24 protein-coding genes are annotated in these 23,045 nt (G+C 69.5%); 10 read left to right on the top strand and 14 right to left on the bottom strand.

The window, feature by feature from the left end; all coding sequences use genetic code 11:
• Positions 1-106: 106 nt before the first annotated feature.
• Both E3T22_RS08450 and E3T22_RS08445 read left to right on the top strand, forming a co-directional pair.
• The gene (locus E3T22_RS08450; RefSeq protein ID WP_088455969.1) at positions 107-958 is read left to right on the top strand and encodes an FAD binding domain-containing protein; all 852 of its coding nucleotides are present in this window, start codon (positions 107-109) and stop codon (positions 956-958) included.
• Positions 955-3,813, top strand: coding sequence for a molybdopterin-dependent oxidoreductase (locus E3T22_RS08445; protein WP_134409076.1), 2,859 nt, complete (start codon positions 955-957; stop codon positions 3,811-3,813). The genes E3T22_RS08450 and E3T22_RS08445 overlap by 4 nt, the downstream gene beginning before the upstream one ends.
• 32 nt (positions 3,814-3,845) lie before the next feature.
• Here E3T22_RS08445 and E3T22_RS08440 read toward each other — a convergent pair whose 3' ends face one another.
• The 6 genes from E3T22_RS08440 to E3T22_RS08415 form a co-directional block, all read right to left on the bottom strand.
• Complete coding sequence (locus tag E3T22_RS08440) at positions 3,846-4,307, bottom strand: hypothetical protein (RefSeq protein WP_088455967.1); 462 nt, start codon at positions 4,305-4,307, stop codon at positions 3,846-3,848.
• A gap of 122 nt (positions 4,308-4,429) precedes the next feature.
• Positions 4,430-5,545: an XdhC family protein gene (locus E3T22_RS08435; RefSeq protein ID WP_134480841.1), complete on the bottom strand. Its 1,116-nt coding sequence runs from the start codon at positions 5,543-5,545 to the stop codon at positions 4,430-4,432.
• A gap of 2 nt (positions 5,546-5,547) precedes the next feature.
• Entirely contained in the window at positions 5,548-6,423 is an 876-nt protein-coding gene (locus E3T22_RS08430) for an ABC transporter permease (protein ID WP_088455965.1), read from the bottom strand.
• The gene (locus E3T22_RS08425) at positions 6,420-7,223 is read right to left on the bottom strand and encodes an ABC transporter permease (RefSeq protein ID WP_088455964.1); all 804 of its coding nucleotides are present in this window, start codon (positions 7,221-7,223) and stop codon (positions 6,420-6,422) included. Before E3T22_RS08425 ends, E3T22_RS08430 begins: the two co-directional genes overlap by 4 nt.
• Positions 7,223-8,056, bottom strand: coding sequence for an ABC transporter ATP-binding protein (locus E3T22_RS08420; protein ID WP_240632439.1), 834 nt, complete (start codon positions 8,054-8,056; stop codon positions 7,223-7,225). The genes E3T22_RS08425 and E3T22_RS08420 overlap by 1 nt, the downstream gene beginning before the upstream one ends.
• Positions 8,057-8,162: 106 nt before the next feature.
• Complete coding sequence (locus tag E3T22_RS08415) at positions 8,163-9,251, bottom strand: ABC transporter substrate-binding protein (protein ID WP_088455963.1); 1,089 nt, start codon at positions 9,249-9,251, stop codon at positions 8,163-8,165.
• 353 nt (positions 9,252-9,604) lie between these two features.
• Between E3T22_RS08415 and add the strand changes: the two genes are divergently transcribed.
• From add to E3T22_RS08395, 4 genes are all read left to right on the top strand, one after another.
• Positions 9,605-10,636 (top strand): adenosine deaminase, encoded by a 1,032-nt coding sequence (add, locus tag E3T22_RS08410; protein WP_134480842.1) that lies wholly within the window; start codon positions 9,605-9,607, stop codon positions 10,634-10,636.
• Between the two features lie 165 nt (positions 10,637-10,801).
• Positions 10,802-12,163: an allantoinase AllB gene (gene allB, locus E3T22_RS08405; protein WP_134480843.1), complete on the top strand. Its 1,362-nt coding sequence runs from the start codon at positions 10,802-10,804 to the stop codon at positions 12,161-12,163.
• Positions 12,164-12,214: 51 nt separating this feature from the next.
• Entirely contained in the window at positions 12,215-13,123 is a 909-nt protein-coding gene (pucL, locus tag E3T22_RS08400; RefSeq protein WP_134480844.1) for a factor-independent urate hydroxylase, read from the top strand.
• Entirely contained in the window at positions 13,123-14,559 is a 1,437-nt protein-coding gene (locus E3T22_RS08395; protein ID WP_134409080.1) for an amidohydrolase family protein, read from the top strand. The genes pucL and E3T22_RS08395 overlap by 1 nt, the downstream gene beginning before the upstream one ends.
• A 104-nt stretch (positions 14,560-14,663) precedes the next feature.
• Here the strand turns inward: E3T22_RS08395 and E3T22_RS08390 are convergent, their stop codons facing one another.
• Positions 14,664-15,179, bottom strand: a complete 516-nt coding sequence (locus E3T22_RS08390; protein WP_088455958.1) for a DinB family protein — start codon at positions 15,177-15,179, stop codon at positions 14,664-14,666.
• Between the two features lie 54 nt (positions 15,180-15,233).
• On the opposite strand from E3T22_RS08390, the gene E3T22_RS08385 reads away from it, so the two are divergent.
• The gene (locus tag E3T22_RS08385) at positions 15,234-15,689 is read left to right on the top strand and encodes a VOC family protein (protein WP_166788877.1); all 456 of its coding nucleotides are present in this window, start codon (positions 15,234-15,236) and stop codon (positions 15,687-15,689) included.
• A gap of 95 nt (positions 15,690-15,784) precedes the next feature.
• Positions 15,785-16,510: an SOS response-associated peptidase gene (locus tag E3T22_RS08380; RefSeq protein WP_088455957.1), complete on the top strand. Its 726-nt coding sequence runs from the start codon at positions 15,785-15,787 to the stop codon at positions 16,508-16,510.
• On the opposite strand, the gene E3T22_RS08375 is transcribed toward E3T22_RS08380, so the two are convergent.
• Positions 16,507-17,031 carry a Clp protease N-terminal domain-containing protein gene (locus tag E3T22_RS08375; protein ID WP_088455956.1) on the bottom strand — a complete coding sequence of 175 codons (525 nt, stop codon included), beginning with the start codon at positions 17,029-17,031 and terminating at the stop codon, positions 16,507-16,509. The genes E3T22_RS08380 and E3T22_RS08375 overlap by 4 nt on opposite strands.
• 45 nt (positions 17,032-17,076) lie before the next feature.
• Entirely contained in the window at positions 17,077-17,295 is a 219-nt protein-coding gene (locus E3T22_RS08370) for a sigma-70 family RNA polymerase sigma factor (protein WP_088455955.1), read from the bottom strand.
• Positions 17,296-17,440: 145 nt separating this feature from the next.
• Here E3T22_RS08370 and E3T22_RS08365 point away from each other — a divergent pair, with 145 nt between their 5' ends.
• Positions 17,441-17,959 carry a hypothetical protein gene (locus E3T22_RS08365; protein WP_121678480.1) on the top strand — a complete coding sequence of 173 codons (519 nt, stop codon included), beginning with the start codon at positions 17,441-17,443 and terminating at the stop codon, positions 17,957-17,959.
• Here E3T22_RS08365 and uraH read toward each other — a convergent pair whose 3' ends face one another.
• Positions 17,960-18,304 carry a hydroxyisourate hydrolase gene (uraH, locus tag E3T22_RS08360; protein ID WP_088457957.1) on the bottom strand — a complete coding sequence of 115 codons (345 nt, stop codon included), beginning with the start codon at positions 18,302-18,304 and terminating at the stop codon, positions 17,960-17,962.
• On the bottom strand, positions 18,304-18,852 hold the full coding sequence (uraD, locus tag E3T22_RS08355; protein WP_088455953.1) for a 2-oxo-4-hydroxy-4-carboxy-5-ureidoimidazoline decarboxylase: 549 nt from the start codon (positions 18,850-18,852) through the stop codon (positions 18,304-18,306). The genes uraH and uraD overlap by 1 nt, the downstream gene beginning before the upstream one ends.
• A 123-nt stretch (positions 18,853-18,975) precedes the next feature.
• On the opposite strand from uraD, the gene E3T22_RS08350 reads away from it, so the two are divergent.
• Positions 18,976-19,590, top strand: a complete 615-nt coding sequence (locus E3T22_RS08350; RefSeq protein WP_134480845.1) for an NTP transferase domain-containing protein — start codon at positions 18,976-18,978, stop codon at positions 19,588-19,590.
• A 28-nt stretch (positions 19,591-19,618) separates the two neighbouring features.
• Here the strand turns inward: E3T22_RS08350 and E3T22_RS08345 are convergent, their stop codons facing one another.
• Genes E3T22_RS08345 through E3T22_RS08335 form a run of 3 tightly spaced genes read right to left on the bottom strand, consistent with a single transcriptional unit; the run spans position 19,619 to position 22,931 of the window.
• On the bottom strand, positions 19,619-20,464 hold the full coding sequence (locus E3T22_RS08345; protein ID WP_103431617.1) for a MurR/RpiR family transcriptional regulator: 846 nt from the start codon (positions 20,462-20,464) through the stop codon (positions 19,619-19,621).
• Positions 20,461-21,744, bottom strand: coding sequence for an allantoate amidohydrolase (locus E3T22_RS08340; RefSeq protein ID WP_134480846.1), 1,284 nt, complete (start codon positions 21,742-21,744; stop codon positions 20,461-20,463). The genes E3T22_RS08345 and E3T22_RS08340 overlap by 4 nt, the downstream gene beginning before the upstream one ends.
• On the bottom strand, positions 21,741-22,931 hold the full coding sequence (locus tag E3T22_RS08335; RefSeq protein WP_134480870.1) for an alanine--glyoxylate aminotransferase family protein: 1,191 nt from the start codon (positions 22,929-22,931) through the stop codon (positions 21,741-21,743). Before E3T22_RS08335 ends, E3T22_RS08340 begins: the two co-directional genes overlap by 4 nt.
• Positions 22,932-23,045 lie beyond the last annotated feature (114 nt).

Genomic DNA, 23,045 nt, shown 5'->3' with positions numbered 1-23,045 from the left:
TGCTGCGCTTGACTAGGGATGTCGGCGCCCGCGAGGGCGCCCCTCGGCGGGCTCACAGGCCCGGCGACACCCGGATGCTGCGCATCCACGACCTTGGGAGGCACGGATGGACCTGACCACCGTTGCGACCATCACGCAGGCCCGCACCCGCGCCGACCTGGCCGCCCTCGGCGAGACCGTGGTGCCGCTGGCCGGCGGCTCCGAACTCTTCGCCGACCCGCGCATCCACCTCACCGGCCTCGTCGACCTGCAGACCATGGGCTGGCCGGCGCTGACCACCGGCGCAGACGGACTCGAGATCGCCGCCACCTGCACCCTCGCCGAACTGTCGCGGATGCCCGCCGAGCCCGGCTGGGTCGCCCACCCCATCTTCCACCTGGCCTGCACGGCCCTGTTCGGCTCCTTCAAGGTCTGGAACGTCGCCACCGTCGGCGGCAACCTGTGCACCTCGCTGCCCGCGGGCCCGATGATCTGCCTCACCGCCGCCCTCGACGCCGAGGTCCTGATCTGGCACGCCGACGGCACCGACAGCCGGATGCCGGCCCTCGACTTCGTCACCGGCAACACCACCAACGTGCTCGAACCCGGCGACGTGCTGCGCTCCATCCACGTGCCCGCCGCCACGCTCACTGCCCGCACCGCGTACCGCAAGATCGCCCTGTCCCCCCTCGGCCGCTCCGGCGCCGTGCTCATCGGCCGCCTCGACACCGACGGCCGTTTTGTGCTCACCGTGACCGGCGGCACCGTGCGCCCGGTGCAACTGCGCTACCCCTCTCTGCCCGATTCGGCCGCCTTGGCCGCCGACATCGCAGGTCTGGACGCCTGGTTCACGGATGCGCACGGCGCCGCGGACTGGCGCCGCGCCATGAGCGGACTGCTCGGCGAGGAAATCCGCCAAGAACTGGCCGCGCCGGCAGACCCGCCCAGACCCGGCACCGGCGACGGGAGCCGCGCATGAAGCTGACCGTGAACGGCAACCCGATCGACGCGCCGGCCGCGGCCGGCCAGGCCCTGCGCACCTACCTGCGCCAGCAGGAACACTTCGAGGTCAAGAAGGGCTGCGACACCGGCGACTGCGGCGCCTGCTCGGTGCTCGTGGACGGCACCCCGGTGCACTCCTGCATCTACCCGGCCTACCGCGCCGAGGGTCGCGAGGTCACCACCGCCACCGGCATCGGCGGGCCGGAGACCCTGGCCCCGATCCAGCAGCGCTTCATCGACGCGGCCGGTTTCCAGTGCGGCTTCTGCACGCCGGGCATGATCGTGACGGCGTCGACCATCCAGGAGCACCAGCTCGACGACCTGCCCCGCCTGCTCAAGGGCAACCTGTGCCGGTGCACGGGCTACCGGGCCATCGACGACGCCATCCGCGACCGGCACACCCCGGCCGACGGCGGCTGCGGGCACGACCACGACCACCAACAGACCGCCGCCGGTGCAGCGGATGCGGCAACCCCCGACTCCGCAGCCGGCTCCGCACCGGTCGCCGCCCCGATCTCCGGCCTCGGCCCGGTGCGCCCCACCAAGCCCCGAACCACCGCGCGCACCTCCGCCACCGACGGCCGCGTGGGCGGCTCGCTCCGCGCCCCCGCCGCCGCCAGGGTGGTCAGCGGACAGGAGCCGTACACCCTCGACGTGGCCGTGCCGGGCCTGCTGCACCTCGCCGTGCTGCGGAGCCCGCACGCCCACGCCAGGGTGATCTCCCTCGACGACACCGCCGCCCGCGCCCTGCCCGGGGTGCACGCCGTGCTCAGCGCCGCCGACTCCCCCGCCGCCCTGTACTCCTCGGCCCGGCACGAGAGCCGGCTCGACGACCCCGATGACAGCCTGGTTCTGGACTCCGTGATGCGGCACCGCGGCCAGCGGGTGGCCGCGGTGGTCGCCGATTCCGTGGCCATCGCGGAGCACGCCTGCCGGTTGCTCGAGGTGGACTACGAGTTACTGCCCGCGGTCTTCGACCCCGCCGAAGCGCTGCGCCCCGGCGCCCCGCTGGTGCACGGCGAGAAGGATGCGACGATCAGCCGCCTGGCCGACCCGTCCCGGAACCTCGTCGCCGAGCTGCACGGCGAGTACGGCGATGTGACGGCGGCACTGGCCACTGCGCACACCGTGGTGACCGGAACCTGGCAGACCCAGCGGGTCGCCCACACCCAGCTGGAGACCCACGCCACCATCGGCTGGCTGGAGGACGAACGGCTCGTGCTGCGTACCAGCTCCCAGGTACCGTTCCTGGTGCAGAAGGAGATCAGCCGCATCTTCGACCTCGATCTCGAGGCCGTGCGGGTGTTCACCGCCCGCGTCGGCGGCGGCTTCGGCGGCAAGCAGGAGATCCTCACCGAGGACATCGTGACCCTCGCGGTGCTGAAGACCGGGCGGCCCGTGCAGTACGAGTTCACCCGCACCGACGAACTCGCCGCCTCGCCCACTCGGCACCCGATGCGGGTAGGCGTCACCCTGGCTGCCACGGGCGACGGCCGGCTCACCGCCCTGACGGTCGACGTGCTCTCCGACACCGGCTCATACGGCAACCACGCCCCCGGCGTCATGTTCCACGGCACCAGCGAGTCCGTGGCGCTGTACAACGTGCCCAACAAACGGGTGGATGCTCAGGCCGTGTACACGAACAATCCGCCGTCGGGCGCGTTCCGCGGTTACGGGCTGGGCCAGGTCATCTACGGGATCGAGTGCGCCCTCGACGAACTCGCCGTCGAGCTGGGCCTGAACCCGTTCGACATCCGCCGGATCAACTCGGTGCGCCCCGGCGACCCTCTTGTGGTGACCCATCAGGAGGGCGACGACATCGGCTTCGCCAGCTATGGCCTGGACCAGTGCCTCGACCTGGCCCAGGCGGCCCTGACTCGCGGCAATGGGGTGACCGCCCCGACCGGCGCCACCTGGCGGGTGGGCGAGGGCATGGCGTCGGCGATGATCGCGACGACCCCGCCGCGCGGCCACTTCTCGCAGGCGACCATCACCCTGGACCAGAATGGACGCTACCTGGTGCGGGTGGGCACCGCCGAGTTCGGCAACGGCACCACGACGGTGCACACCCAGATCGCGGCGACGGTGCTGAACACCGGCCCGGATCGCATCGAGATCCGCCAGTCCGACACCGACGCCGCCGGCTACGACACCGGCGCCTTCGGGTCGGCCGGGGTAGTGGTGGCCGGCAAGGCCGTGCACGGCGCGGCGCTCGAGCTGGCCGGTCTGCTGCGCGAGAAAGCGGCCCGACTCACCGGCATTGCGGCCGGGGACTTCGTCCTGGCGGCCGACGGACTGCGGGCCGGCGACGTGTTCGTGCCGCTGGCCGCGCTTTCCGGCCCGGACGGCCTCACCGGAACCGGCCGGGAGGACGGCGCCCGCCGTTCGCTGGCATTCAACGTGCACGCGTTCCGGGTGGCCGTGAACACCGCCACCGGCGAGGTGCGCATGTTGCAGTCCATCCAGACCGCGGATGCCGGCTTCGTGATGAATCCCGAACAGTGCCGCGGCCAGATCGAGGGCGGGGTGGCGCAGGCCATCGGTACCGCGCTGTACGAGGAACTCATCCTCGACGGCGCCGGCACCGTTGAAACCAGGGTGCTGCGCAACTATCACATACCGCAGCTGGCGGACCTGCCGGTGACCGAGGTGTACTTCGCGGACACCGCCGACGACCTGGGGCCGTACGGCGCCAAGTCGATGAGCGAGTCGCCGTACAACCCGGTGGCGCCGGCGCTGGCCAACGCGGTGCGCGATGCTCTCGGCATCCGCTCGTACGAACTGCCGATGTCGCGCGACCGCCTGTGGCGCCTGATGAACAGGGGCGCCTGACAGGCGGTCGCACGTGGCTCACAGCGCCAGGGCTAGGAGCTGATCGGCTTCATTTCCTTGCCGTGCATGGTCACCGCGTAGATCACCAAAACGTCGATGGCGATCATGGTGAGCGACCAGAGCGGGTAGGCGCCGAGGAAGGCGATGTTCACCAGGGCGCTTCCGAACGCCAGGATGACGGCGACGACTCGTGCCCACATCTGCCCCGCGAGCAGGGCGACGCCGGCCAGGATCACCACAGCACCCAGGATCGTGTGCACCCAGCCCCAGGTCGTGTAGTCGACCTGCACCACCAGTCCTTCCTGGCCGACGAGGTAATAGGTGTCCTGGAACAGTGCGACCAGGCCCTGGATGACGTGGAACGCGCCCATCATCAACATCATGACGCCTGCGAAGACTATCCAGCCGGTCCAGCCCGACGTACCGCTGTCGGTTGTGTAGTTGTTGGTTTCCGCCCCGGTCGTGCTGCCCGGTGCCTGCCGTGTGCTGGTCATGGTGACTCCTCCATTCAAGGGATTCGGTGAGCACGCTAATGCGCGGGCGCGCCCGATTCGTCCCCCGAATGGGGTGAGGGCTGAAGGAAAATCCCGGTCAGCCCGGAGGGGAATCGGTCGCGTCAGACCGAGGGGTGAATCGGGCCCTGCCGGTCCCGCAGGGGGGCGCCGGATGCCCCGGAGCGGGTGGCGAGAACCTCGGCGAGGATCGACACCGCCGTCTCCGCCGGGCTGCTCGCGCCGAGGTCCAGGCCGATCGGCGAGTGCAGCCTGTCGAGGGCGGCGGCGGACACGCCCGCCTCTCGTAGGCGCAGCATCCGTCTTTCGTGGGTGCGCCGGGACCCCATGGCGCCCACGTAGCCGACGTCCAGGCTCAGGGCCGTGCTGAGCAGCGGCAGGTCGAACTTCTCGTCGTGGGTGAGCACGCACACCACGGTGCGGGCGTCGGTGTGGGTGCGGGCGAGGTAGTCGCTCGGCCACTCGACCACCACCTCCGCAGCGGTCGGGAAACGTTCTGGGGTGGCGAACACGGCGCGGGCATCGCAGACGGTGACCCGATAGCCCAGCAGGGTCGCGGCGGCCGACAGAGCGCCGGCGAAGTCCACGGCGCCGAAGATCAGGCAGCGCGGCGGGGCCTGGGCCACGAGGTAGAGCACCCGGCTGATCGCCCCGTCGCAGTCCACCGAGCCCAGGCTGGTCTCGCCGGCGTTGACAGCGGCGGCCAGCTGCGCCCGGATGCGGCGTACCGAGTCGGCGTCGAGGCCGGCGGACTCCCCGCGGTCGGTTGCGCGGTCGGTTGCGCCGTCCGGTGCCAGGATCAGGCCGGCCCCCGTTCCCGCGACGACCAGGGCGAGCCCGGCGGCCTGGCCGGCCGCGGCTCGCTCCAGCTGGGCGCGCACGTCCGCGGTCATGGCGTTGCGTCCGGCCGGGGCGATCTCGGCGAGGAACACTTCGACGGTGCCGCCGCAGGACAGCCCTACGGCGAACGCGTCGTCATCGCTCACCCCGAATTCGGTGAGGTGCCCGCGGCCGGTCTCGAGTACCTCCTGGGCACTGTCGTAGATCGCACCCTCGACGCAGCCGCCGGAGATGCTGCCGAGTACCGCACCGGAGTCGGTGACGGCCATGGCCGTGCCGAGGGTGCGCGGCGCGCTGCCGAGCACCCGGGTCACCGTCGCCACGGCCACCCGGCGACCGTCCGCGAGGGCGTCCAGGAGTGCACCGGCGATTTCGAGCACGGTCAGTTGCTCGCGCTCTGGTCCATGCCCATCCGTCGCAGCACCAGGTTCTCGGCGAACTGCGCCACACCGTAGAGCACCATCGAGACGATGGTGATGACCACGACGGACGACCACACCTCGAAGTTCTTCACCTGCGAGACCGCGACGACGATGCCGTAGCCCAGGCCCTGGCCGGTGGCGAGCCATTCGGCCAGCAGGGCGCCGGTGATGGCGCCGGGGATGGAGATCTTGACGGCGGCGAAGAACGACGGCAGCGAGCTGGGCAGCGCCACCTTGCGGAGCGCGGTGAACGGGGTGCCGCCGTAGACGGCGATGACGTCGCTGACCTGAGGGGACGCCGACCGCAGGCCGAAGGCGATGTTCACCAGGGCCGGGAAGAGCACCACGATGGCACCGGTCACCACGGCGATGCTCGGTCCGCGGCCGGTAATGAGGATCAGCACCGGGACGAAGGCCACCAGCGGCACGCTGCGCAGCAGCAGGGCGATGGGCATCAGCGCGTGCTCGATGCCCTTCGACAAGGTGAACAGGGTGGCCAGCACCAGGGCGAGCAGCAGCCCGGCGACGAAACCGAGGAACGCGTCGGTGAGGGTGACACCGAGGTTGGTGAGGATCAGCGCCCGGTTCTCGGCGGCATCCGGCACCGTGAAGAGCCAGTTGAACACATCCAGCGGTCCCTTGGCGATGAACGGCGAGATCCCCAGCAGCAGGATCAGGCCCTGCCAGGCGACGAGGACGATCACGAGCGTCAGCAGGCCCGTCGCCAGGGCCCGGCCGATGTAGGCGCCGATGCCGCGCGCCTGCGCCCCGCTGCTCTTGGTGAGGACAGCGGCCTGAACGACGATGGCCTCGGCAACATGGGTTTGCGCGCTCATGAGCTGCTCCGTCCGGTGGTCCAGGGGGTGGCGAAACGGGAGATCAGCGCGAAGAGCAGGTAGCCGATGCCGGCCAGCAGTCCCGCGACGAGGGCGAGGCTCCAGACCCGTTCCACGTTCGCGGCGTTGCCGGCGGCGAGCATGGCCAGGCCGAGGCCCCGCTCGGCGCCGCCGAGGTATTCCCCGAGGATGGCGCCGAGCAGCGCGGCCGGAGCCGCGATCTGCAGGGCGTTCAGCACGCTGGGCAGCCCGGCGATCAGCCTGACCTTCCGCAGCTGGGTGAACTTGGTGCCGCCGTACACGGTGACGAGGTCGAGACTGGCCGTGTCGGCGGCCTTGAGCCCCACCAACGAGCCGACCACCGTGGTGAAGAACACCGACATGGCGGCCAGGAAGATCGCGGTGCCGGACGGGTCGCCGCGCGGCGGGCCGATCACGGTATACGCGATCGGGCCGATCGCCACGATCGGCACGCAGTAGGTGATCACGGCGATCTGCAGCGCGATCTTCTCGATGCGCGGCAGCACCAGGACCAGTCCGGCCAGCAGCAGCGCCAGGCCGTTGCCCCAGAGGAACCCGATCGCCGCTTCGCTGAGGGTCATGGTGATGTGCGGCAGGTAGAAGCCGATGCCGTCGCCGGCGAACTGGCGGAATACCTCGGCCGGGGTGGGGATGGCACCGCCGGGCACCGAGCCGGCGTTCTGGAAGATGGTGAGCGCGCTGATCCACCACAGGGCCACCACGACGATCACGCCGAGAAGCCCGGTGGCCCAACCGGGCAGGCCGCGGCTGACCGGCATCAGTGCGCCCCGGCGGCGGCCGGGGTGTCGGCGCCGAAGAGCAGTTCGGACGCCCGGTCGTGCAGGGCGTGGAATTCGGGGCTGCGCATCATCTCGGGCAGGCGCGGGCGGGGCAGGTCGATCTCGATGACTTCCTTGACGCGGCCGGGCCGCGGACTCATCACGGCCACTTGGTCGCTGAGGAAGATCGCCTCGGAGATCCCGTGGGTGACCATCAAGGTCGTCGCGGGCTTCTCGGTCCAGATGCGCAGCAGCTCGATGTTGAGGCGCTGCCGGGTCATGTCGTCGAGGGCACCGAACGGTTCGTCGAGCAGCAGCACCGACGGCTTGAGCACGAGGGAACGGGCGATCGAGACGCGCTGGCGCATCCCGCCGGACAGCTGGGCCGGCTTGGCCTTCTCGAATCCGGCAAGGCCGACGAGCTGGATGAGTTCGGTGACGTAGTCCTCGTCGACGGGCATCCTGGCGACCTCGAACGGAAGCTTGATGTTGCTGCGCACACTCCGCCAGGGCAGCAGGGCGGAGTCTTGGAAGGCGATGCCGAGTTCGTGGCCGCTGCGGAGTTCCGCGGGGCTCTTGCCGTCCACCCGGGTGGTGCCGCTGGTCGGGTTCTCCAGGCCGGCGAGGATCCGCAGGATCGTGGATTTGCCGCAGCCGGAGGGGCCGAGCAGCGAAAGGAAGCTGCCCTTGTCGGTGTGCAGGTTCGCGTTGTCGAGCGCGACAACCTCCCTGCGACCGACCGAGAAGGTCTTGTGCAGCGCTTCAATGTGTAGGCCGGTACCGTGCAGGCCGGTTCCCGAAGCGATGGGTGGAGCGGTGTCGATCGTGCTCACGTCGTACTTTCCTTACTGGGCGTCGTCGGATGCCGGTAGTTCAGTATCGCCGACGGCACCCGCCTCGGTGAGACGGGTGCCGCGACGAGAGTTGTGCTGCGGGTGGCTACTTGCTGTAGGCGATGAGGTCGGGGTTCTCCTCGTACACCTCGGCCAGCAGGCTCATGTCGAACAGGGTGGCGGTGTCGATGTCGATACCGGCGGCCTTGAGCGTGGCGACAGACTCCTTCTGCAGCGCGTCGCTGATGGTGAACAGCCCGTTGGCCGCGGTGTCGGGGCTGACGACGAGGTCGGTGGCCTGGATCTCCGCCTGGCGGGTCTCCTTCTCCATGGTCAGTCCGAGGTCCTTGCCGTAGGTGTCGACGGTGAGCTTCGCGGCGGCAGCGGGATCGTTGATCGCGTCGGCCCAGCCCTTGATCTCGGCGACCAGCAGTGCCTTGAGCATCTCGCGGTCGTTGGCGATCGCATCCTCGGAGGCGGTGAACGTCTCGGCGACGAACGGCAGGCCGTTGTCGGCCAGCGGCAGGTTCACGGGGTCGAGACCGGCCAGCTCGGCGTCGATCGACTCGTTGGTGAGGTACGCGAACCATCCGTCGACCTCGCCGTTGAAGAGCGGGGTCGGGTCGTACTCGACCGGGACGACGGTGATCGTGGACGGGTCGATCTCATTGACCTTGAGGAAGGCGTCCCACAGGCTCTGGTTGCTGGCCTGGACGCCGATGGTCTTGCCCGCAAGGTCGTCGAGGGTGGCGATGTTGCCCACGCCGGCGAGCGAGAGGATGGTGAACGGGTTCTTCTGGTACGTCGCCCCGATGATCTTCAGCGGTGCGCCCTCCTCGGCGATGACGGTGCCCGTGGAGATGGCGTTGCCGACGCCGAGATCGACGTTGCCGGAGATGACGCCGGCCTCGGCCGACGCCGGGCCGGGGATCAGGTCGACGGAGTCGAAGCCCGCTTCGGCGAAGTAACCGGCATCCTCGGCCACGAACTCGCCCATGAACTCGGCGTTCTTGATCCAGGACAGCTGGATGCTCGCCTCGCCGAACGAGGCTGCGTCGCCGGAGCCCGACTCGGCGGAGCCGGCGTCGCCGGCGCAGGAGGACAGCAGCAGGGTGAGTGCGGCGGCCACGGCGACGCCGGTGCCGACGCGCTTGGCCGAGCGACGGGTGAACGGGGAAACTGGGGCTTGCGTCATGACGCGGTCCTCTCGATGGTGCTCGGGGATTGCCGTGGAACTCAACGGCGTGCTGGGGCGGAATGCCTGAATGCTGAAATGGAATGTGCTGCGGTGCGGCTGTGATCGCGGTGCTGGGGTGCTGCTGGTGTGACTGCGTTGCTGGGGTGATCAAGGTGTTTCAACGCAGCGCATCCGCTGCAACAGATGTTCGGATCACTCGAACACTAATTGCTGCGTGTGACGCCGCGAAGACCGAATCATTTCCGGCTCATTACGTCCGAAAAGTCGTGCTGGAACACTGGATTCCTCCCCGAGCGGTCCCGGAACCCTGGCGTGATAGCGTCACGGAGTTCACCCAGAAAGGAACCCCAATGTCTTCCGCTATCGTACCGAGCATCGCGTTCGTCGCCGGCCTGCCCAAGGCCGAACTGCACCTGCACCTCGAGGGCACCCTCGAACCCGAGCTCAAACTCGAGCTGGCCCGACGCAACGGCGTGGACATCGGCCAGAGCACGGTGGAGCAGGTGCGCGCCACCTATGAGTTCGACTCGCTCGCGAGCTTCCTCGGCGTCTACTACCCCGCGATGGACGTGCTCGTCACCGAGGCCGACTTCTACGACCTCGCCGCCGCGTATTTCCGCCGCGCCGCCGCCGACGGGGTGCGGCGGGTGGAGGCGTTCTTCGACCCGCAGGCGCACACCTCGCGGGGCATCCCCATCGAAACAGTCATCCTCGGCTACCACAGGGCCGCCGTGGATGCCGCCGGTCTGGGCGTCTCCGCGGAGCTGATCCTCTGCTTCCTGCGCGACTTCACCGCCGAGAGCGCGCTGGAGACCCTGCAGTCCGCACTCCCCTATCTGGACAGGTTCATCGGTGTCGGCCTCGACTCTGACGAGCGTGGTAACCCGCCGGCGAAGTTCGCCGAGGTCTTCGCGCTGGCCAGGGCGAACGGCCTCAAGCTCACCATGCACTGCGACATCGACCAGGTCGGCAGCATCGAGAACATCCGCCAGGTACTCGAGGAGATCCAGGTGGACCGCATCGACCACGGCACCAATATCGTCGAGAACCCGGAACTGGTCACCCTGGTGCGGGAGCGCGGCCTGGGGCTCACTTGCTGTCCGGTGTCGAACAGCTTCGTCACGGCAGACATGAAGGCCATCGAAATGGTGGCCCTGCTCCACTTCGGTGTCCTGGTCACCGTCAACTCAGACGATCCCGCCTACTTCGGCGCCTACGTGGCCGACAACTACCTGGCGCTGGCCGAGAAGGCCGGGCTCGACACCGACGAGCTGGTGCAGTTGGCCAAGAACTCCTTCCAGGCCTCCTGGCTGCCCGACGCCGAGAAGCAGGCCTACCTGGCGGAAATCGACGCGTACGTCGCAGGGTACCCGGCTGCCTGACCTGCTGGGCACCGTCGGTGTTTCATCACCGGAAATGTCGTGTGTCCGACAGGTTTCGGAACCCCGGAACGAGGCCAGAACGACTTCACTAGGGTGAGCGGTGAGCCACCGAACGGGGCCGCTGGAGTCGTTTCGGACCGGCACAGAAACCGAGAAGGAGAACCGATGTACGACCTGGTCATCCGCTCGGCTCGTGTGCTCACCGAGCAGGGTTTCATCCCGGCGGCCGTCGCGATCGCGGGCGGCGTCATCCGTGCGATCGCGCCGGTGGATGCGCCCTTGGCGGCCCGGCAGGACGTCACCCTCCCGGTCGGCCAGGTGCTGCAGCCGGGCATCGTGGACACCCACGTGCACGTCAACGAACCCGGCCGCACCGACTGGGAGGGCTTCGCGAGTGCCACCCGCGCGGCCGCGGCCGGCGGTGTGACCACGATCATCGACATGCCGCTGAACAGCATCCCGCCCACCACGACGGTGCCGGCTCTCGAGCTCAAGCGCGCCGCGGCCGCGCCCCAAGCCACGGTCGATGTGGGCTTCTGGGGCGGTGCGATTCCGGGCACCCTCGGTTCGCTTCGGCCGCTGCACGACGCGGGGGTCTTCGGCTTCAAGGCCTTCCTCTCCCCCTCCGGCGTCGACGAGTTCCCGCACCTCTCCTCGGAGCAACTCGAGGCCGCTGCGACCGAGATCGCCGGATTCGGCGGACTGCTCGTGGTGCACGCCGAAGACCCGTCCGTGCTCGAAAGCGCCGAGAACGCCGGCGGCACCGGCTACCGGGACTTCGTCGCCAGCCGACCGGATGCGGCCGAGGACGCCGCGATCGCCCGGGTGATCGCCGTCGTGCGACGCACCGGCGTGCGCGCCCACATCCTGCACCTGTCTTCCGCACTGGTGTTGCCCAGACTGGCCGCGGCCCGCGCCGAGGGCCTGCCGATCACGGTGGAGACCTGCCCGCACTACCTCAGCTTCGCCGCCGAGAGCATCGCCGACGGCGCAACGGCGTTCAAGTGCTGCCCGCCGATCCGCGGCGAGGACAACCGTGACCTGCTCTGGCAGGGCCTGGCCGACGGTGTCATCGATCTCATAGCCTCCGATCACTCCCCCGCCACCCGGGAACTCAAGCTCGGCCACGGCGGTGACTTCGGCCTGGCCTGGGGTGGTATTTCCGGCCTGCAGCTGAGCCTGCCCGCCGTGTGGACGGCCGCCAGGGCTCGCGGGCTCACGCTCGAGCAGGTGCTGCACTGGATGAGCCGTGCCACGGCCGACTTCGTGGGCCTGCCGTCTGGGCGGATCCGTGTCGGTGCGGCCGCCGATCTGGTGGCTTTCGCGCCCGAGGAGGTCTTCACCGTGGACGTCGATACCCTGCGGCACAAAAACCGGGTGAGCGCCTTCGACGGCGCCACCCTGATCGGCCGGGTGCACACCACCTGGCTGGCCGGAAACGTGATCTACGCGGTCGACGACACCGCATTCGATGGATCCGACGCATCCGCCCGGCCACCAGCCGGCCGCATGCTGACCGCCCGCTGACCCGAACTTTTTCCCGAACACCGCATCATGTACGAACCAGAAGGAGCACCCATGTCGATAGTTCTCGGACCCAACCGCTACGGCAAGGCGGAGAACCGCATCGTGCGCATCTACCGCGACACGCCCCGCCACGAGATCCACGACATCAGCGTCTCCACTGCCCTGCACGGCGACTTCGCCGACGCACACCTCGCCGGTGATCAGCTGCAGGTGCTGCCCACCGACACCCAGAAGCAGACCGCGTACTCCTTCGCCAAGGAGAAGGGCTTGCTCTCGATCGAGAGCTACGGCCTCGATCTGGCCACCCATTTCGTCGATCACATCACGTCGGTGGCAGGCGCCAGGGTGGAGATCGAGGAGTTCGCCTGGGAACGCGTTGTCGTGGACGGCACCGAGCACGACCACACCTGGGTGCGGCGCGGCCAGGAGGTGCGCACCGCGTCGATCTCGGTGGAGGGCACCGGCACCGAGCAGCGGGTCTGGGTGGTCGGCGGGCTGAAAGATCTGATCCTGCTCAAGTCCACCGGCTCGGAGTTCTCCGGCTTCATGCAGGACCCGTACACGCTGCTGCAGCCCACCACCGACAGGGTGATGGCCACCTCCCTCACAGCCGGCTGGCGCTTCACCGACCACACCGTGGTGGACTGGGAGGCGAGCTACGCCGGTATCTCCGCGCTGCTGAAGACCCAGTTCGCCGTGGTGCATTCCCTGGCCCTGCAGCAGACCCTCTACAAGATGGGCGAGGCCGTGCTCGCGGCCTACCCGAACATCGCCGAGATCCGGCTCTCCGCGCCCAACAAGCACCATTTCCTCTATGACCTGTCACCATTCGGTGTGGAGAACAACAACGAGGTCTATCACGCCGCCGACCGCCCGTACGGGCTGATCCAGGCCACCGTGATGCACGATGACGCCGCGGATGCCGGGCCCGCCTGGGATTCCTACACCGGGTTGGTCTGATGAGCCTGGCCGCAGGTTCGGTGGGGCCGTCGTTGGAGCAGGTCTACCTCGGCCACGTCTTCCACGTGGCCGGCTCCCCCACCCTCGCCGAAGCGCCGGCGCACCTGGTGTCGTTGCCGCAGGGCGCACTGGTCACCGCCGTCGACGGCACCATCGCCTGGGTCGGCCGTGCCGTCGACCTGCCGTCGAGCTTCGCAGCGCTGCCGGTCACCGATACCCGCGGCGGCTTCATCCTGCCCGGCTTCGTCGATACCCACATCCACTTTCCGCAGACCTACTCCACGGATGCCTATGGCGGCGGCCAGCTACTCGAGTGGCTCGACAACTGCGTCTTCCCGGCCGAGACCCGGCTGCAGGACGACGACTTCGCGGCGGCGATCGCCCGCGACTTCACCCGCCGGCGCACCGCGGCAGGCACCACGAGCGCCCTGGTGTTCGGGTCGGCCTTTCCGCACGCCCAGGACGCACTGTTCGCCGAGTCCGAACGGGCGGGGCTGCGGCTGGTCAGCGGGCGCGGCATCCAGACCGTCGGCCCCGACTCGGCCAGCGCCCTGATCACCTCGGAACGCCAGGCGGTCGACCTGGTCAGCGACGAGATCTCCCGCTGGCACGCCCGCGACACCGGTGATTCCCACACGGCGCTGCTGCAGGTGGCCGTCGTACCCAGGTTCAGCCTGTCGGTGACGCCGCAGACCCTCGCGGCGCTCGGCGAGCTCTACGACGGCGTGCGCGATCGGGGCGTCTACTTCCACAGCCACCTCAACGAGAACAACCGCCCGGAGACCGGCGAGATCGACGTGGTCAAGGCGATCTACCAGGTCGAGAACTACCTGGACACCTACGACGGCAGGTTCCTGCCGGGTTCGGCCGTCGGCGGGTCGAGCCTGCTCGGCCGACGCAGCATCCTGGCACACGCCGTGCACTGCGAGGACGTCGAGCTGGCCCGCCTGGCCGAGACCGGTTCGTCAATCGCACACTGCCCCACCTCGCAGCAGTTCCTCGGCTCCGGCACCATGCCGTGGACCCGCACCACCGGCTTCGGCGTGAACGTGGCGCTGGGTTCCGACATCGGCGCGGGCGACGAGTGGCTGATGAGCCGGGTGCTGAACGACTGTTTCAAGGTGCACCTGTCCGAACCCGGCGATGCCGGCCTGTCGATCAGCCCCGCCGAGCTGCTCTTCACCGCCACCCTGGCCGGTGCCCGTGCCCTGGACATGGAGGAGCGCTACGGCAACCTCGACGTGGGCAAGGATGCCGACTTCCTGCTCGTCGAGCCCGACAAGTGGGAGCCGCTCGCGGCGGTGCTGGCCAACGGCATCCGGGCCGACGACGAGGCGATGGCCACCGACCAGACCCTCTTCGCCCTGCTGATGGCGCTTCGCCAGCCGGCCATCACCGGCGTCTTCGTGCGAGGCCGCCGCGTCACGGCCGCCTAGCCCGGCCCGGCCCGCCCACGCCGCCGTCCGGTCCCGGCCCAACTGTTGCCCGTGCGGACAAGTGCGTCCGGCGCACCGGGACCATTTGTCCGATGCGGCAACGGTTACTCGCCGACGGTCCCATCGACGGCCTCGCGGATCAGGTCGGCATGGCCGCAATGCCGGGCCGTCTCCTCGATCAAGTGAAGCAGGATCCAGCGCAGGCTCCACAGTTCGCCGTCCCGGCCCGGGGACGCGACGAGCTCGTCGAGGCCCCGGCCGGCCGTGGCCCGTCGGCTGCGTTCGCAGGCCGACCGGTACAGCCCGCGCAGCTCGTCCGGGTCATCGCCCGCGGCGCTCGTGAACTCCCAATCGCGGTCGTCGTGCCACGGCGCGCTACCCCAGGGCTCGAGCTCGTCGTCGGAGCGGCCGAGGAACCGGGACTGGATCCAGCGGTCCTCCACGAAGGCGAGGTGTTTGAGCAAGCCGCCCAGCGTGAGAGTGGATGGTGCCACGGCGAGGTTGAGGCCCGCGCGGTCCAGTCCCTCGGCTTTGATCAGCAGCGTCTCTCGCTGGAAGTCGAGGAACTCGTTGAGCGAACGGTGTTCGTCGCTGGCGGGGTGCGGGTCGGTGCGTGTCATGACCTCAGCCTCCCACAGCACCTTCCGGCGCGGCCCAGCGCCATACTGGAACGCATGACAGCAGCCGATGCCGCACTACCCCCGACACCGGAACCGGTGTTCTTCCCGGATCTCGTGCCCGAACTCCTGGTTGGCGATCTTACGGTCAGCCTGAGCTTCTGGGTCGAACTGTGTGGCTTCGAGGTGCTCTACGACCGGCCAGACGACGGATTCGCGTACCTGCGGGCCGGCACCGCGCACCTGATGCTCGAACAGGTCGGCATCGGACGCAACTGGATCCCCGCCGCCCTGGAGCGTCCGCTGGGGCGCGGCATCAATTTCCAGATCATGATGCCGAACATCGCTCCCCTGCTGGAGCGCCTCGCGGCGGCCGACTGGCCGCTCTTCATGGCCGCCGAGACCAGGTGGTACGACACCGGCGACACCCAGGCCGGCGTGGCGCAGTTCCTGGTGCAGGACCCGGACGGCTACCTCGTGCGGTTCTCGTCGCGGGTGAGCGCCGAGGGCTGACTCTGCAGCTGAACCTGACGTCGGCGCCCGCCGTGGTCTCCCCGATTCGCAGCATCCGCGTGACTCGGTCGCCCGCACGGGGTAATCTCGCCCTCATGTGCGGCAGATTTGCAATGAACGAGGACGTCGACGATCTGATCCGGGACTTCGTCGCGGCCGGCGGCCGTGCCGGGGACTGGCGGCCCAGCTACAGCATCGCGCCGACCGACTCGGCCCCCATCGTGCGCGAGTGGCAGCCGGAGGGCGCCGACGCCCCCACCCGGGAGGTCACCCTGGCCACCTGGGACTGGCCGCAACCGGCGGGGGCGCCGCGCCGCGGCCCGATCATCAACGCCCGGCTGGAGAAGCTTGACCAGCGGTTCTGGGTAGGCGCCTTCTCCAACGCCCGCTGTATAGTTCCCATGCTCGGCTATTACGAGTGGACCGGAGAGAAGGGCGCGAAACAGCCGCACTTCATCCACGGCGACGGTCTGCTCGCGGCGGCCGGGGTCAGCTGGGCATCCAAGGATGCCGACGGTGACTGGTCGCGCGTCTTCGCCGTGGTCACCAGGGAGGCCAGGGACGCCTCCGGTGAGGTCCATGACCGGATGCCGGCCTTCCTCGAACCCGACACCTGGGCGACCTGGTTGAACCCGCAGTCGATCACCGGGGCGAACCCCACCGAGTCGGCGGCGAACCGCTCGACCATGATCGACCTGCTGGATCGCACGTCCACCGCGGTGGCGGCCACCATACGCACCCGGTTGGTGGACCGCAGGGTCAACAGTGTGCGGGCCATCGACCCGCAGGACGCGACGCTGGTGGCGGCGCTCGAAACCTAACCGGCGGCGCCAGTGACGGCCTGCCGGGCGGCCTGCTGCAGCTCAGTCCGGTCGACCCCCAGCTGGCGCAGGGCCCGGCTCATCGTGCCGTGCTCGACCTCGGCGGCCGCCCACACCACGTGAGCCGACCGGAGTTCGTGACCACGGCCCGCGCCCTCCTTCGACAGGGCCACGGCCCGCTGGAAGACATCCTGCAGACTGCCGGCGCTGCGGTACGGGCCCGTGCGCGCGGGCGACGGCGCTGCGTGTGGCGACGGCTCCGGTGATTCTGCCTCCGCGTCGACTCCCACGGACTGGAGGGCCAGCGCGTGCGTCTGGACGATGGCGGTCCGCACATCCGCCGTCGTCACGTCGAAGGTGGCGAACGCGCGTCGGGCAGAGTCGTCCGGCAATGCCAGCACGGCCAGCAGCAGATGCTCAGCCCCCGGCACCTCGTCGCCCAGTGCGGCGGCTTCCTGTTCCGCCGTCGTGAACAGCTCATTCATCATGCGGATGTCTGCGATCGCCTGTCGAATTCCCATGTCAGAAGTCCTTCGTTGTCGGTGGTGCGCGTCGTCGTTGCGGTACTAGTCCAGGGGTGCGCGGCGCTGCGGCGAGAGCCGCTTGTGCGCCGCCTGGGCGGTCATGCCGAGAGCCTGGCCGATCTGGTTCCAGGTCCAGCCCTGTTCGAGGGCGTGATCCACCGCGGACCGCTCCAGCCGAGCCGACAGCCGACGCAAGGCGACTACGGCCGCGAAGGCTTCGTCCGGATGGTCCGGGGTGGGAATTCCGCTGGTCTCGAACATGCGTCAACTTTAGTTGATGCTCAGCGCAAGTGTCAACAAAAGTTGATGACCCAGCGGGTGTCGCCGTCGGATTAGACCACTAGGTTGGGCAGCGCCCCCAGTGATCTCGCTGCTGACCTGCCTCTGCATACACAGATTGGACACCATGCCCGCGAACCTGTCTGCACGCAGCATCCTCTGGATCGGCATCGGCCTGATCACGGCCAGCGTCCTCGTCCAGGTCGGCAGGGACCTCGCCTACCGCCTCGTCGCCACCGACTCGCTCCAGGCCGTGGCGAACAGCTGGTGGTTCGGCTCGTTCGACGTCGTGTTCCTGCTGGTGGCACCCCTGGGTACATTGATGATTGCGGCGTTTTTCGTCGCCCGGTTGATCGAGCGGGTCCCGACGGTGCCCGCGCAGCCGGCCCGCCGCATCACCGCCGCCGGGGTGTTCTGGGCCGGGATCGTCTTCACGCTGGTCGGCCTGCTCGTGGTCGCCTCGCTGGACGGCTGGATGGGCACACTGGCCGCACAGGGACGCCCCAGCATCGCCCTGGATGCGCTCTATTTCGTGGTCAGTCCACTGCGGAACATCGTGATTCCACTCGGCCTCGCCCTGCTCCCGGCCTCCGTATTGATGAAAAAGCTCGAGGTTCGCAGCCGGACGGCTCAGCGACCCCTCTAGTCAGCTACCCCGATAGGTCGAGTACGCGAACGGGCTGAGCAGCAGCGGCACGTGATAGTGCGCCGACTCGTCGTCCAATTCGAAGACGATGGTGACGTAGGGGTAAAACGTGCTCTGGCCCCGAGCCGAAAAGTAGCTGCCGGTCTCGAAAGTGATGCGGTACCGACCCGCGGACACAGCCTCTGGCCCGAGGTCGGCAACCCGGCCGTCGGCATCCGTCTGCGCCGTGGCGAGTTCGCGCCAACCCCCGTCGAGGTATTGTTCCAGGACCACGCCCACGGATGCCGCTGGGCTGCCGGACACCGCGTCGAGCACGTGGGTGGTGATGTGGCTGCGCGCGCTCATCACCGGGCATCCCGCGGGGCTGCTGAGTCGGTGGCTTCGGTTTTCTGCACCGAGTCATCCTGCCACTGACGGGCGAGAACCCCTAACCGGAGCAGGGCGATGTCGCGCAGCTCTGAGCCCACGATTGCCGCCTCGGTGTTGTCGTCCAGGGTGAGCCGGCGCCGTAGCTCGGCGAGGATTTCCCGGCGGCTGCGGCCGGCGGCGCGGATGAGGAACACCCTGTCGAAACGCTCCTCGTAGATCCGGTTGCCGTCGGCGATGGCCGCCGCGAGCTCGGCGTCGTCGGAGTCGACCGACGCCTGTTCTGCCCGGGAGAACCCCGCTGCCTGCGAGTCGCCCGCGGGCTTCTCGCCGATCCGCGGATGCTCCGCCATGGCCTCGTCGATCTCGCTCCAGGGCAGCGGTGTTGCGGCCGCCCTGGCCGCTTCGATGAGGTCTGCGGCCGAGGAGAACGGCGCCCGGACGGCCACCGCGTCGGCCCAGCGCGGAACGGCCAGGCAGGCCAGGAGGGCGGTGCGCAGCTCGTCGCCGACGGGAATCGTGGTCATGGGGTCCTCCGGGTGACGAAAATCGGGCTGACGAGGGGTGGAATGACGAGGGTCGGGGCGGTGAGCGGCGAGCGGGGCACAAGACGACGTGCAGCCCGGGCCGCTGCCCGTACGATGACAGGCATGCACTCCGCAGAGACTCCTCGGGTGGCCGGACTGGTCCTGGCCGCCGGCGCGGGCAGCCGGTATGGCAAACCCAAGTCGCTGGTCGTCGACGCCTCCGGCGAGCCTTGGCTGGTGCGAGCCGCCCTGGCCCTGGAGGCCGGCGGCTGCGACCCCGTTGTTGTGGTGCTCGGAGCGAGCGGGACCCAGGCCGAAGGCCTGCTGCGCTCGGCCGCGGCCCGATTCGAAAGGCCGCACAGGCTGACGGTGGTGCACGCAGAGGACTGGGCGGCGGGACTGTCGGCATCCCTAGATGCCGGCCTGGCGCGGCTGCAGCAGAGAGAGAACGACATCGTCATCGCGGTAGCCCTGGTTTTGGTGGACGTGCCCGACCTCACTGCCGCCACCGTGCGCCGGCTGATCGACGGAGCAATCCCGCAGACCCTCCGGCAGGCGCACTTCGGCGGCCGGCCAGGGCATCCGGTGGTGATCGGTCGCGAGCATTGGGCACCGCTGCGAGCGAGCCTGATCGGCGACACCGGTGCACGACAGTACCTGGTGGCACGAGACGCGACCGCGGTGGCCTGCGACGATCTGGGCACGGGCCTGGACGTCGACGAGCCGGGCACGCGGTAGTCCGCGCCGCACCCGCAACCCGGCGCGCTCACCAGGGTGCTTCGAGCTCGTCGAGGTCCTCGTACACGCTGGTGATGGCCGCGATCCGGGTGCGGCTCTCCCGCACCTGCGCGCCCATCGCGCCGGTGGCGAGCAGGTTCATCAGGCTCATGGCCGTGGCGTAGCTGTCGAAGGCCGACACCGAATCCACCGGGCATTCGAGCCAGTGGGTGGCCTGGTCGGAGTACTTGCGAGCAGAGGAGTCGGCGATGAGCACGAGCGGCACCTCGCGGCTCCGGATGGCCGCAACGATGTCCCCGAAGCCGGAGACCCGCCGGCGGAAGCCCATCAGCACCACCACGTCACGCGGGCCGAGGCCGGCCAGCTCCTCGCCGAGCGACTGGCCGGGCAGCGGCGCGAGGCGCACGTGGTCGCGGGCCTGCACCAGCTGCTGGCGCAGGTGCAGCGCCAGCGGATAGCTGTTGCGCAGCCCCACGATCACGACGTTCTGGGCCGACCGTACCAGCCGGGCCGCGGCATCCAGCCGGCCGTCCTCCAGGGTGACCAGCAGTCGGCGCAGGTTGTCCTGTTCGGCTTCGGCGTGCGCGGCGAGCCGCGAGGGGGTGCCGGCGGATGCGCCGGGGCCGCCGAGCGGTGAGCCCAGGTTACGCAGTGACCTGGCGTGCTCGCGCACCTCGGCCGAGTCCTGGAAGCCGAGCCGGCGGAACAGCCTGGACACCGTGGCCTTGGACACACCGCTGAGCCGGGCCAGCTCCGACGCGTTGTACACGGCGAGGTCGCTCATGTGGTCGAGAATGAAGTCGGCGGCGCGCTGCTCCTGTGGGGACAGCTCGCCGTAGCGGCCGTCGATGCGTTGCCCGATATTCAGCGTCATGCCGGGTCCTGCAGGGTGTGACCGTCGGCCAGGGCGAGCACGGCGGCCTCGAAGGCATCCAGCGCCCTGGCGACGTCGGCCTCGGTGACCGACTCGTCGGGGTGGTGGCTCACTCCCCCGGCGCAGCGCACGAAGAGCATGCCGATCTCGGTGAGGTGTGCCACGGCCATCGCGTCGTGGCCGGCCATCGAGAGCAGCTCCAGTGGCGCCGGCCCGTCGTCAGAGCCGTCCGTGGCGCTGATGCCCGCGGCGATCACGCTGCGCAACCGGTCGCTGCAGTGCGCAGCCGGCGCTGCGTGCGTCTGGTGCACGGCCACGTGCAGTCCACGCGTGCTGCAGATCTCCTCGAGCAGGGCCTCGATCCGCTGCCAGGCCGCGTCGCGGTCCGCATCGAAGCGGCCACGCAGGTCGAGGCTGAATTCGGCCCGGCCGGCGATCACGTTGACAGCGTCGGGGAACACCTCGAGGTGCCCGACGGTGGCGATCAGGTCGGCATCGCGGGCGAGCCGTTCGATGGCCACGATGGCCTCGCTGGCCCCGGCGAGGGCGTCGCGGCGGTGCGTCCACGGGGTACCGGAGTGTCCGGCCTTGCCGGTGATGGTGATCTGAAAGCGCCGCGCGCCGGCAATCGACGAGACGATGCCCAGCGGCAGGTCGTTCTCCTCGAGCACCGGGCCCTGTTCGATGTGGGTCTCGAGGTAGCCGACGAAGTCGTTGGAGGTGCGGGCGGCGGCGGTGACGGCGGCCGGGTCGAGGCCGAAGGCCACGAACGCGTCGTGCAGGGTGATTCCCGCCTCGTCGGTGAGCTCCCACCAGGCATCCAGCCAGGTGCCGGCCAGCGCCCGGCTGCCCAGCAGCGCGGTGCCGAACCGGGTACCCTCCTCGTCGCCGAATGCCACGACCTCGAGGGCGAACGGCAGGCTGCGGCCGTCGGCGTTGATGCGCTCGACCACGGCGATGGCGGTGAGCACCCCGAGGATGCCGTCGTACCGGCCGGCCGAGGGCACCGTGTCCAGGTGCGAGCCGAGCAGGAGCGCGGGCAGGCCGGGGGTGGCTCCCTCGAGCCGGCCGCACTGGTTGCCCACGGCGTCCTGCCAGGTGGCCATGCCGGCGTCCCGCATCCAGCCGGCGGCGAGAGCGTTCACCGCAGCGTGCTCCGGCGACAGGTAGACCCGTTCGATCAGGCCGTCGGACAGGCTGGAGTGGCTGGCGAGTTCGTCGCAGCGTTCGAGCACGGCGGCGGCGCCGGTGAGTGGTTTCGACGGATCAGGCGTCGTCATGCGCCCGCGGCATCCTGATAGACCTCGTAGGCGGCGCCGACGCCGCCCCCGCCGGTCACGCTCGCGCCGGCGCGACGCAGCACCTGCTCGAGGGCGGCCAGGGTGGTCAGCACGGTGTCCTTGCGGGCGTTGTAGCCCATGGTGCCGATGCGCCAGACCAAGCCGCGCAGCGGCCCGAACGAGGTCCCGATCTCGATGCCGAAGTCGTTCAGCAGCTCCCCGCGCACGGCGTCGCCGGTGACACCGTCGGGGATGTGCACGGCCACGACGTTGTTCATCCGGTGTTCCAGGTCGCCGAAGACGTTCAAGCCCAGGCCCTGCACGCCGGCCAGCATCGCCGCGCCGTGCAGCCGGTGCCGTTCCACGGCCGTGTCCATACCTTCGTCAACGAGCAGCCGGGCGCATTCGCGGGCCCCGTAGAGCATGGTGGTGGCCTCGGTGTGGTGGTTCAGGCGCTTGGGTCCCCAGTAGTCGAAGATCATCGACAGGTCGAAGTAGTTGGAGCGGATCGGGTGGGCGTTCACGGCGTCGCCAGCCTCGCGGATACCCGCTTCGATGCTCTTGCGGGCATTGATCACCTCGACGGCCCGCGGGGAGAAGGTGGCCGGTGCCGAGCCGGAGGGGCCGCCCAGGCACTTCTGCAGGCCGGCGGTCACGGCGTCCAGCCCCCAGGCATCCGCCTGGAAGGTGTTGCCGGCCAGCGACGCGGTCACGTCGGTGTAGAACAGCACGCCGTGCCTGGCGCAGATATCGCCGAGCTCGTCGAGCGGCTGGGCCACGGTGGTGGAGGTGTCGCCGTGCACGATCGCCAGCAGCGCCGGCTTGGTCTCGCGGATGGCCTGCTCGATCTGGGCGGGGGTGAACACGGTGCCCCACTCGATCTCCCGCACGTGCACCTCGGCGCCGGCGCGCTCGGCGATCTCGCGCAACAGGTGGCCGAACCGGCCGAAGATGGGCACCAGCACCCGGTCACCGGGGCTGATCAGCGAAACCAACGCCGCCTCTATCCCGGCGCGGGAGGTGCCGTCGATGAGCAGGGTGTGCTCATTCGTGGTCTTGAAGACGCCGCGGTAGAGCGCCATGGTCTCGTTCATGTACGCCGTCATGGACGGGTCGTACTGGCCGACGAGCTGGGCGGACATGGCACGCAGCACCCGGGGGTCGGCGTTCACCGGGCCGGGGCCCATCAGCAGGCGGGACGGCGGATTGATCGGCAGACTGGAAATGACTGTTTCACCCTTCGGCAATTCTGAATCATCTGTTTCAGATGCCCAGTCTACGCAACAGGTGTTTCAGTCGTG

Source organism: Cryobacterium sp. TMB3-10 (assembly GCF_004402305.1).
Taxonomy (GTDB): domain Bacteria; phylum Actinomycetota; class Actinomycetes; order Actinomycetales; family Microbacteriaceae; genus Cryobacterium; species Cryobacterium zongtaii.
This window is presented reverse-complemented; position numbering and strand designations above follow the sequence as displayed.

Bases quoted from the DNA above. Each gene is read 5' to 3' on its own strand.
- E3T22_RS08430 (WP_088455965.1), bottom strand. From the start codon at position 6,423: ATGAGCGCGCAAACCCATGTTGCCGAGGCCATCGTCGTTCAGGCCGCT.
- E3T22_RS08350 (WP_134480845.1), top strand. From the start codon at position 18,976: ATGCACTCCGCAGAGACTCCTCGGGTGGCCGGACTGGTCCTGGCCGCC.
- E3T22_RS08335 (WP_134480870.1), bottom strand. From the start codon at position 22,931: ATGGGCCCCGGCCCGGTGAACGCCGACCCCCGGGTGCTGCGTGCCATG.
- E3T22_RS08415 (WP_088455963.1), bottom strand. From the start codon at position 9,251: ATGACGCAAGCCCCAGTTTCCCCGTTCACCCGTCGCTCGGCCAAGCGC.
- uraD (WP_088455953.1), bottom strand. From the start codon at position 18,852: ATGACCACGATTCCCGTCGGCGACGAGCTGCGCACCGCCCTCCTGGCC.
- E3T22_RS08345 (WP_103431617.1), bottom strand. From the start codon at position 20,464: ATGACGCTGAATATCGGGCAACGCATCGACGGCCGCTACGGCGAGCTG.
- E3T22_RS08385 (WP_166788877.1), top strand. From the start codon at position 15,234: ATGACAGCAGCCGATGCCGCACTACCCCCGACACCGGAACCGGTGTTC.
- E3T22_RS08425 (WP_088455964.1), bottom strand. From the start codon at position 7,223: ATGCCGGTCAGCCGCGGCCTGCCCGGTTGGGCCACCGGGCTTCTCGGC.
- uraH (WP_088457957.1), bottom strand. From the start codon at position 18,304: ATGAGCGCGCGCAGCCACATCACCACCCACGTGCTCGACGCGGTGTCC.
- E3T22_RS08395 (WP_134409080.1), top strand. From the start codon at position 13,123: ATGAGCCTGGCCGCAGGTTCGGTGGGGCCGTCGTTGGAGCAGGTCTAC.
- E3T22_RS08390 (WP_088455958.1), bottom strand. From the start codon at position 15,179: ATGACACGCACCGACCCGCACCCCGCCAGCGACGAACACCGTTCGCTC.
- allB (WP_134480843.1), top strand. From the start codon at position 10,802: ATGTACGACCTGGTCATCCGCTCGGCTCGTGTGCTCACCGAGCAGGGT.
- E3T22_RS08450 (WP_088455969.1), top strand. From the start codon at position 107: ATGGACCTGACCACCGTTGCGACCATCACGCAGGCCCGCACCCGCGCC.
- E3T22_RS08380 (WP_088455957.1), top strand. From the start codon at position 15,785: ATGTGCGGCAGATTTGCAATGAACGAGGACGTCGACGATCTGATCCGG.
- E3T22_RS08375 (WP_088455956.1), bottom strand. From the start codon at position 17,031: ATGGGAATTCGACAGGCGATCGCAGACATCCGCATGATGAATGAGCTG.
- E3T22_RS08370 (WP_088455955.1), bottom strand. From the start codon at position 17,295: ATGTTCGAGACCAGCGGAATTCCCACCCCGGACCATCCGGACGAAGCC.
- add (WP_134480842.1), top strand. From the start codon at position 9,605: ATGTCTTCCGCTATCGTACCGAGCATCGCGTTCGTCGCCGGCCTGCCC.
- pucL (WP_134480844.1), top strand. From the start codon at position 12,215: ATGTCGATAGTTCTCGGACCCAACCGCTACGGCAAGGCGGAGAACCGC.
- E3T22_RS08445 (WP_134409076.1), top strand. From the start codon at position 955: ATGAAGCTGACCGTGAACGGCAACCCGATCGACGCGCCGGCCGCGGCC.
- E3T22_RS08365 (WP_121678480.1), top strand. From the start codon at position 17,441: ATGCCCGCGAACCTGTCTGCACGCAGCATCCTCTGGATCGGCATCGGC.
- E3T22_RS08340 (WP_134480846.1), bottom strand. From the start codon at position 21,744: ATGACGACGCCTGATCCGTCGAAACCACTCACCGGCGCCGCCGCCGTG.
- E3T22_RS08440 (WP_088455967.1), bottom strand. From the start codon at position 4,307: ATGACCAGCACACGGCAGGCACCGGGCAGCACGACCGGGGCGGAAACC.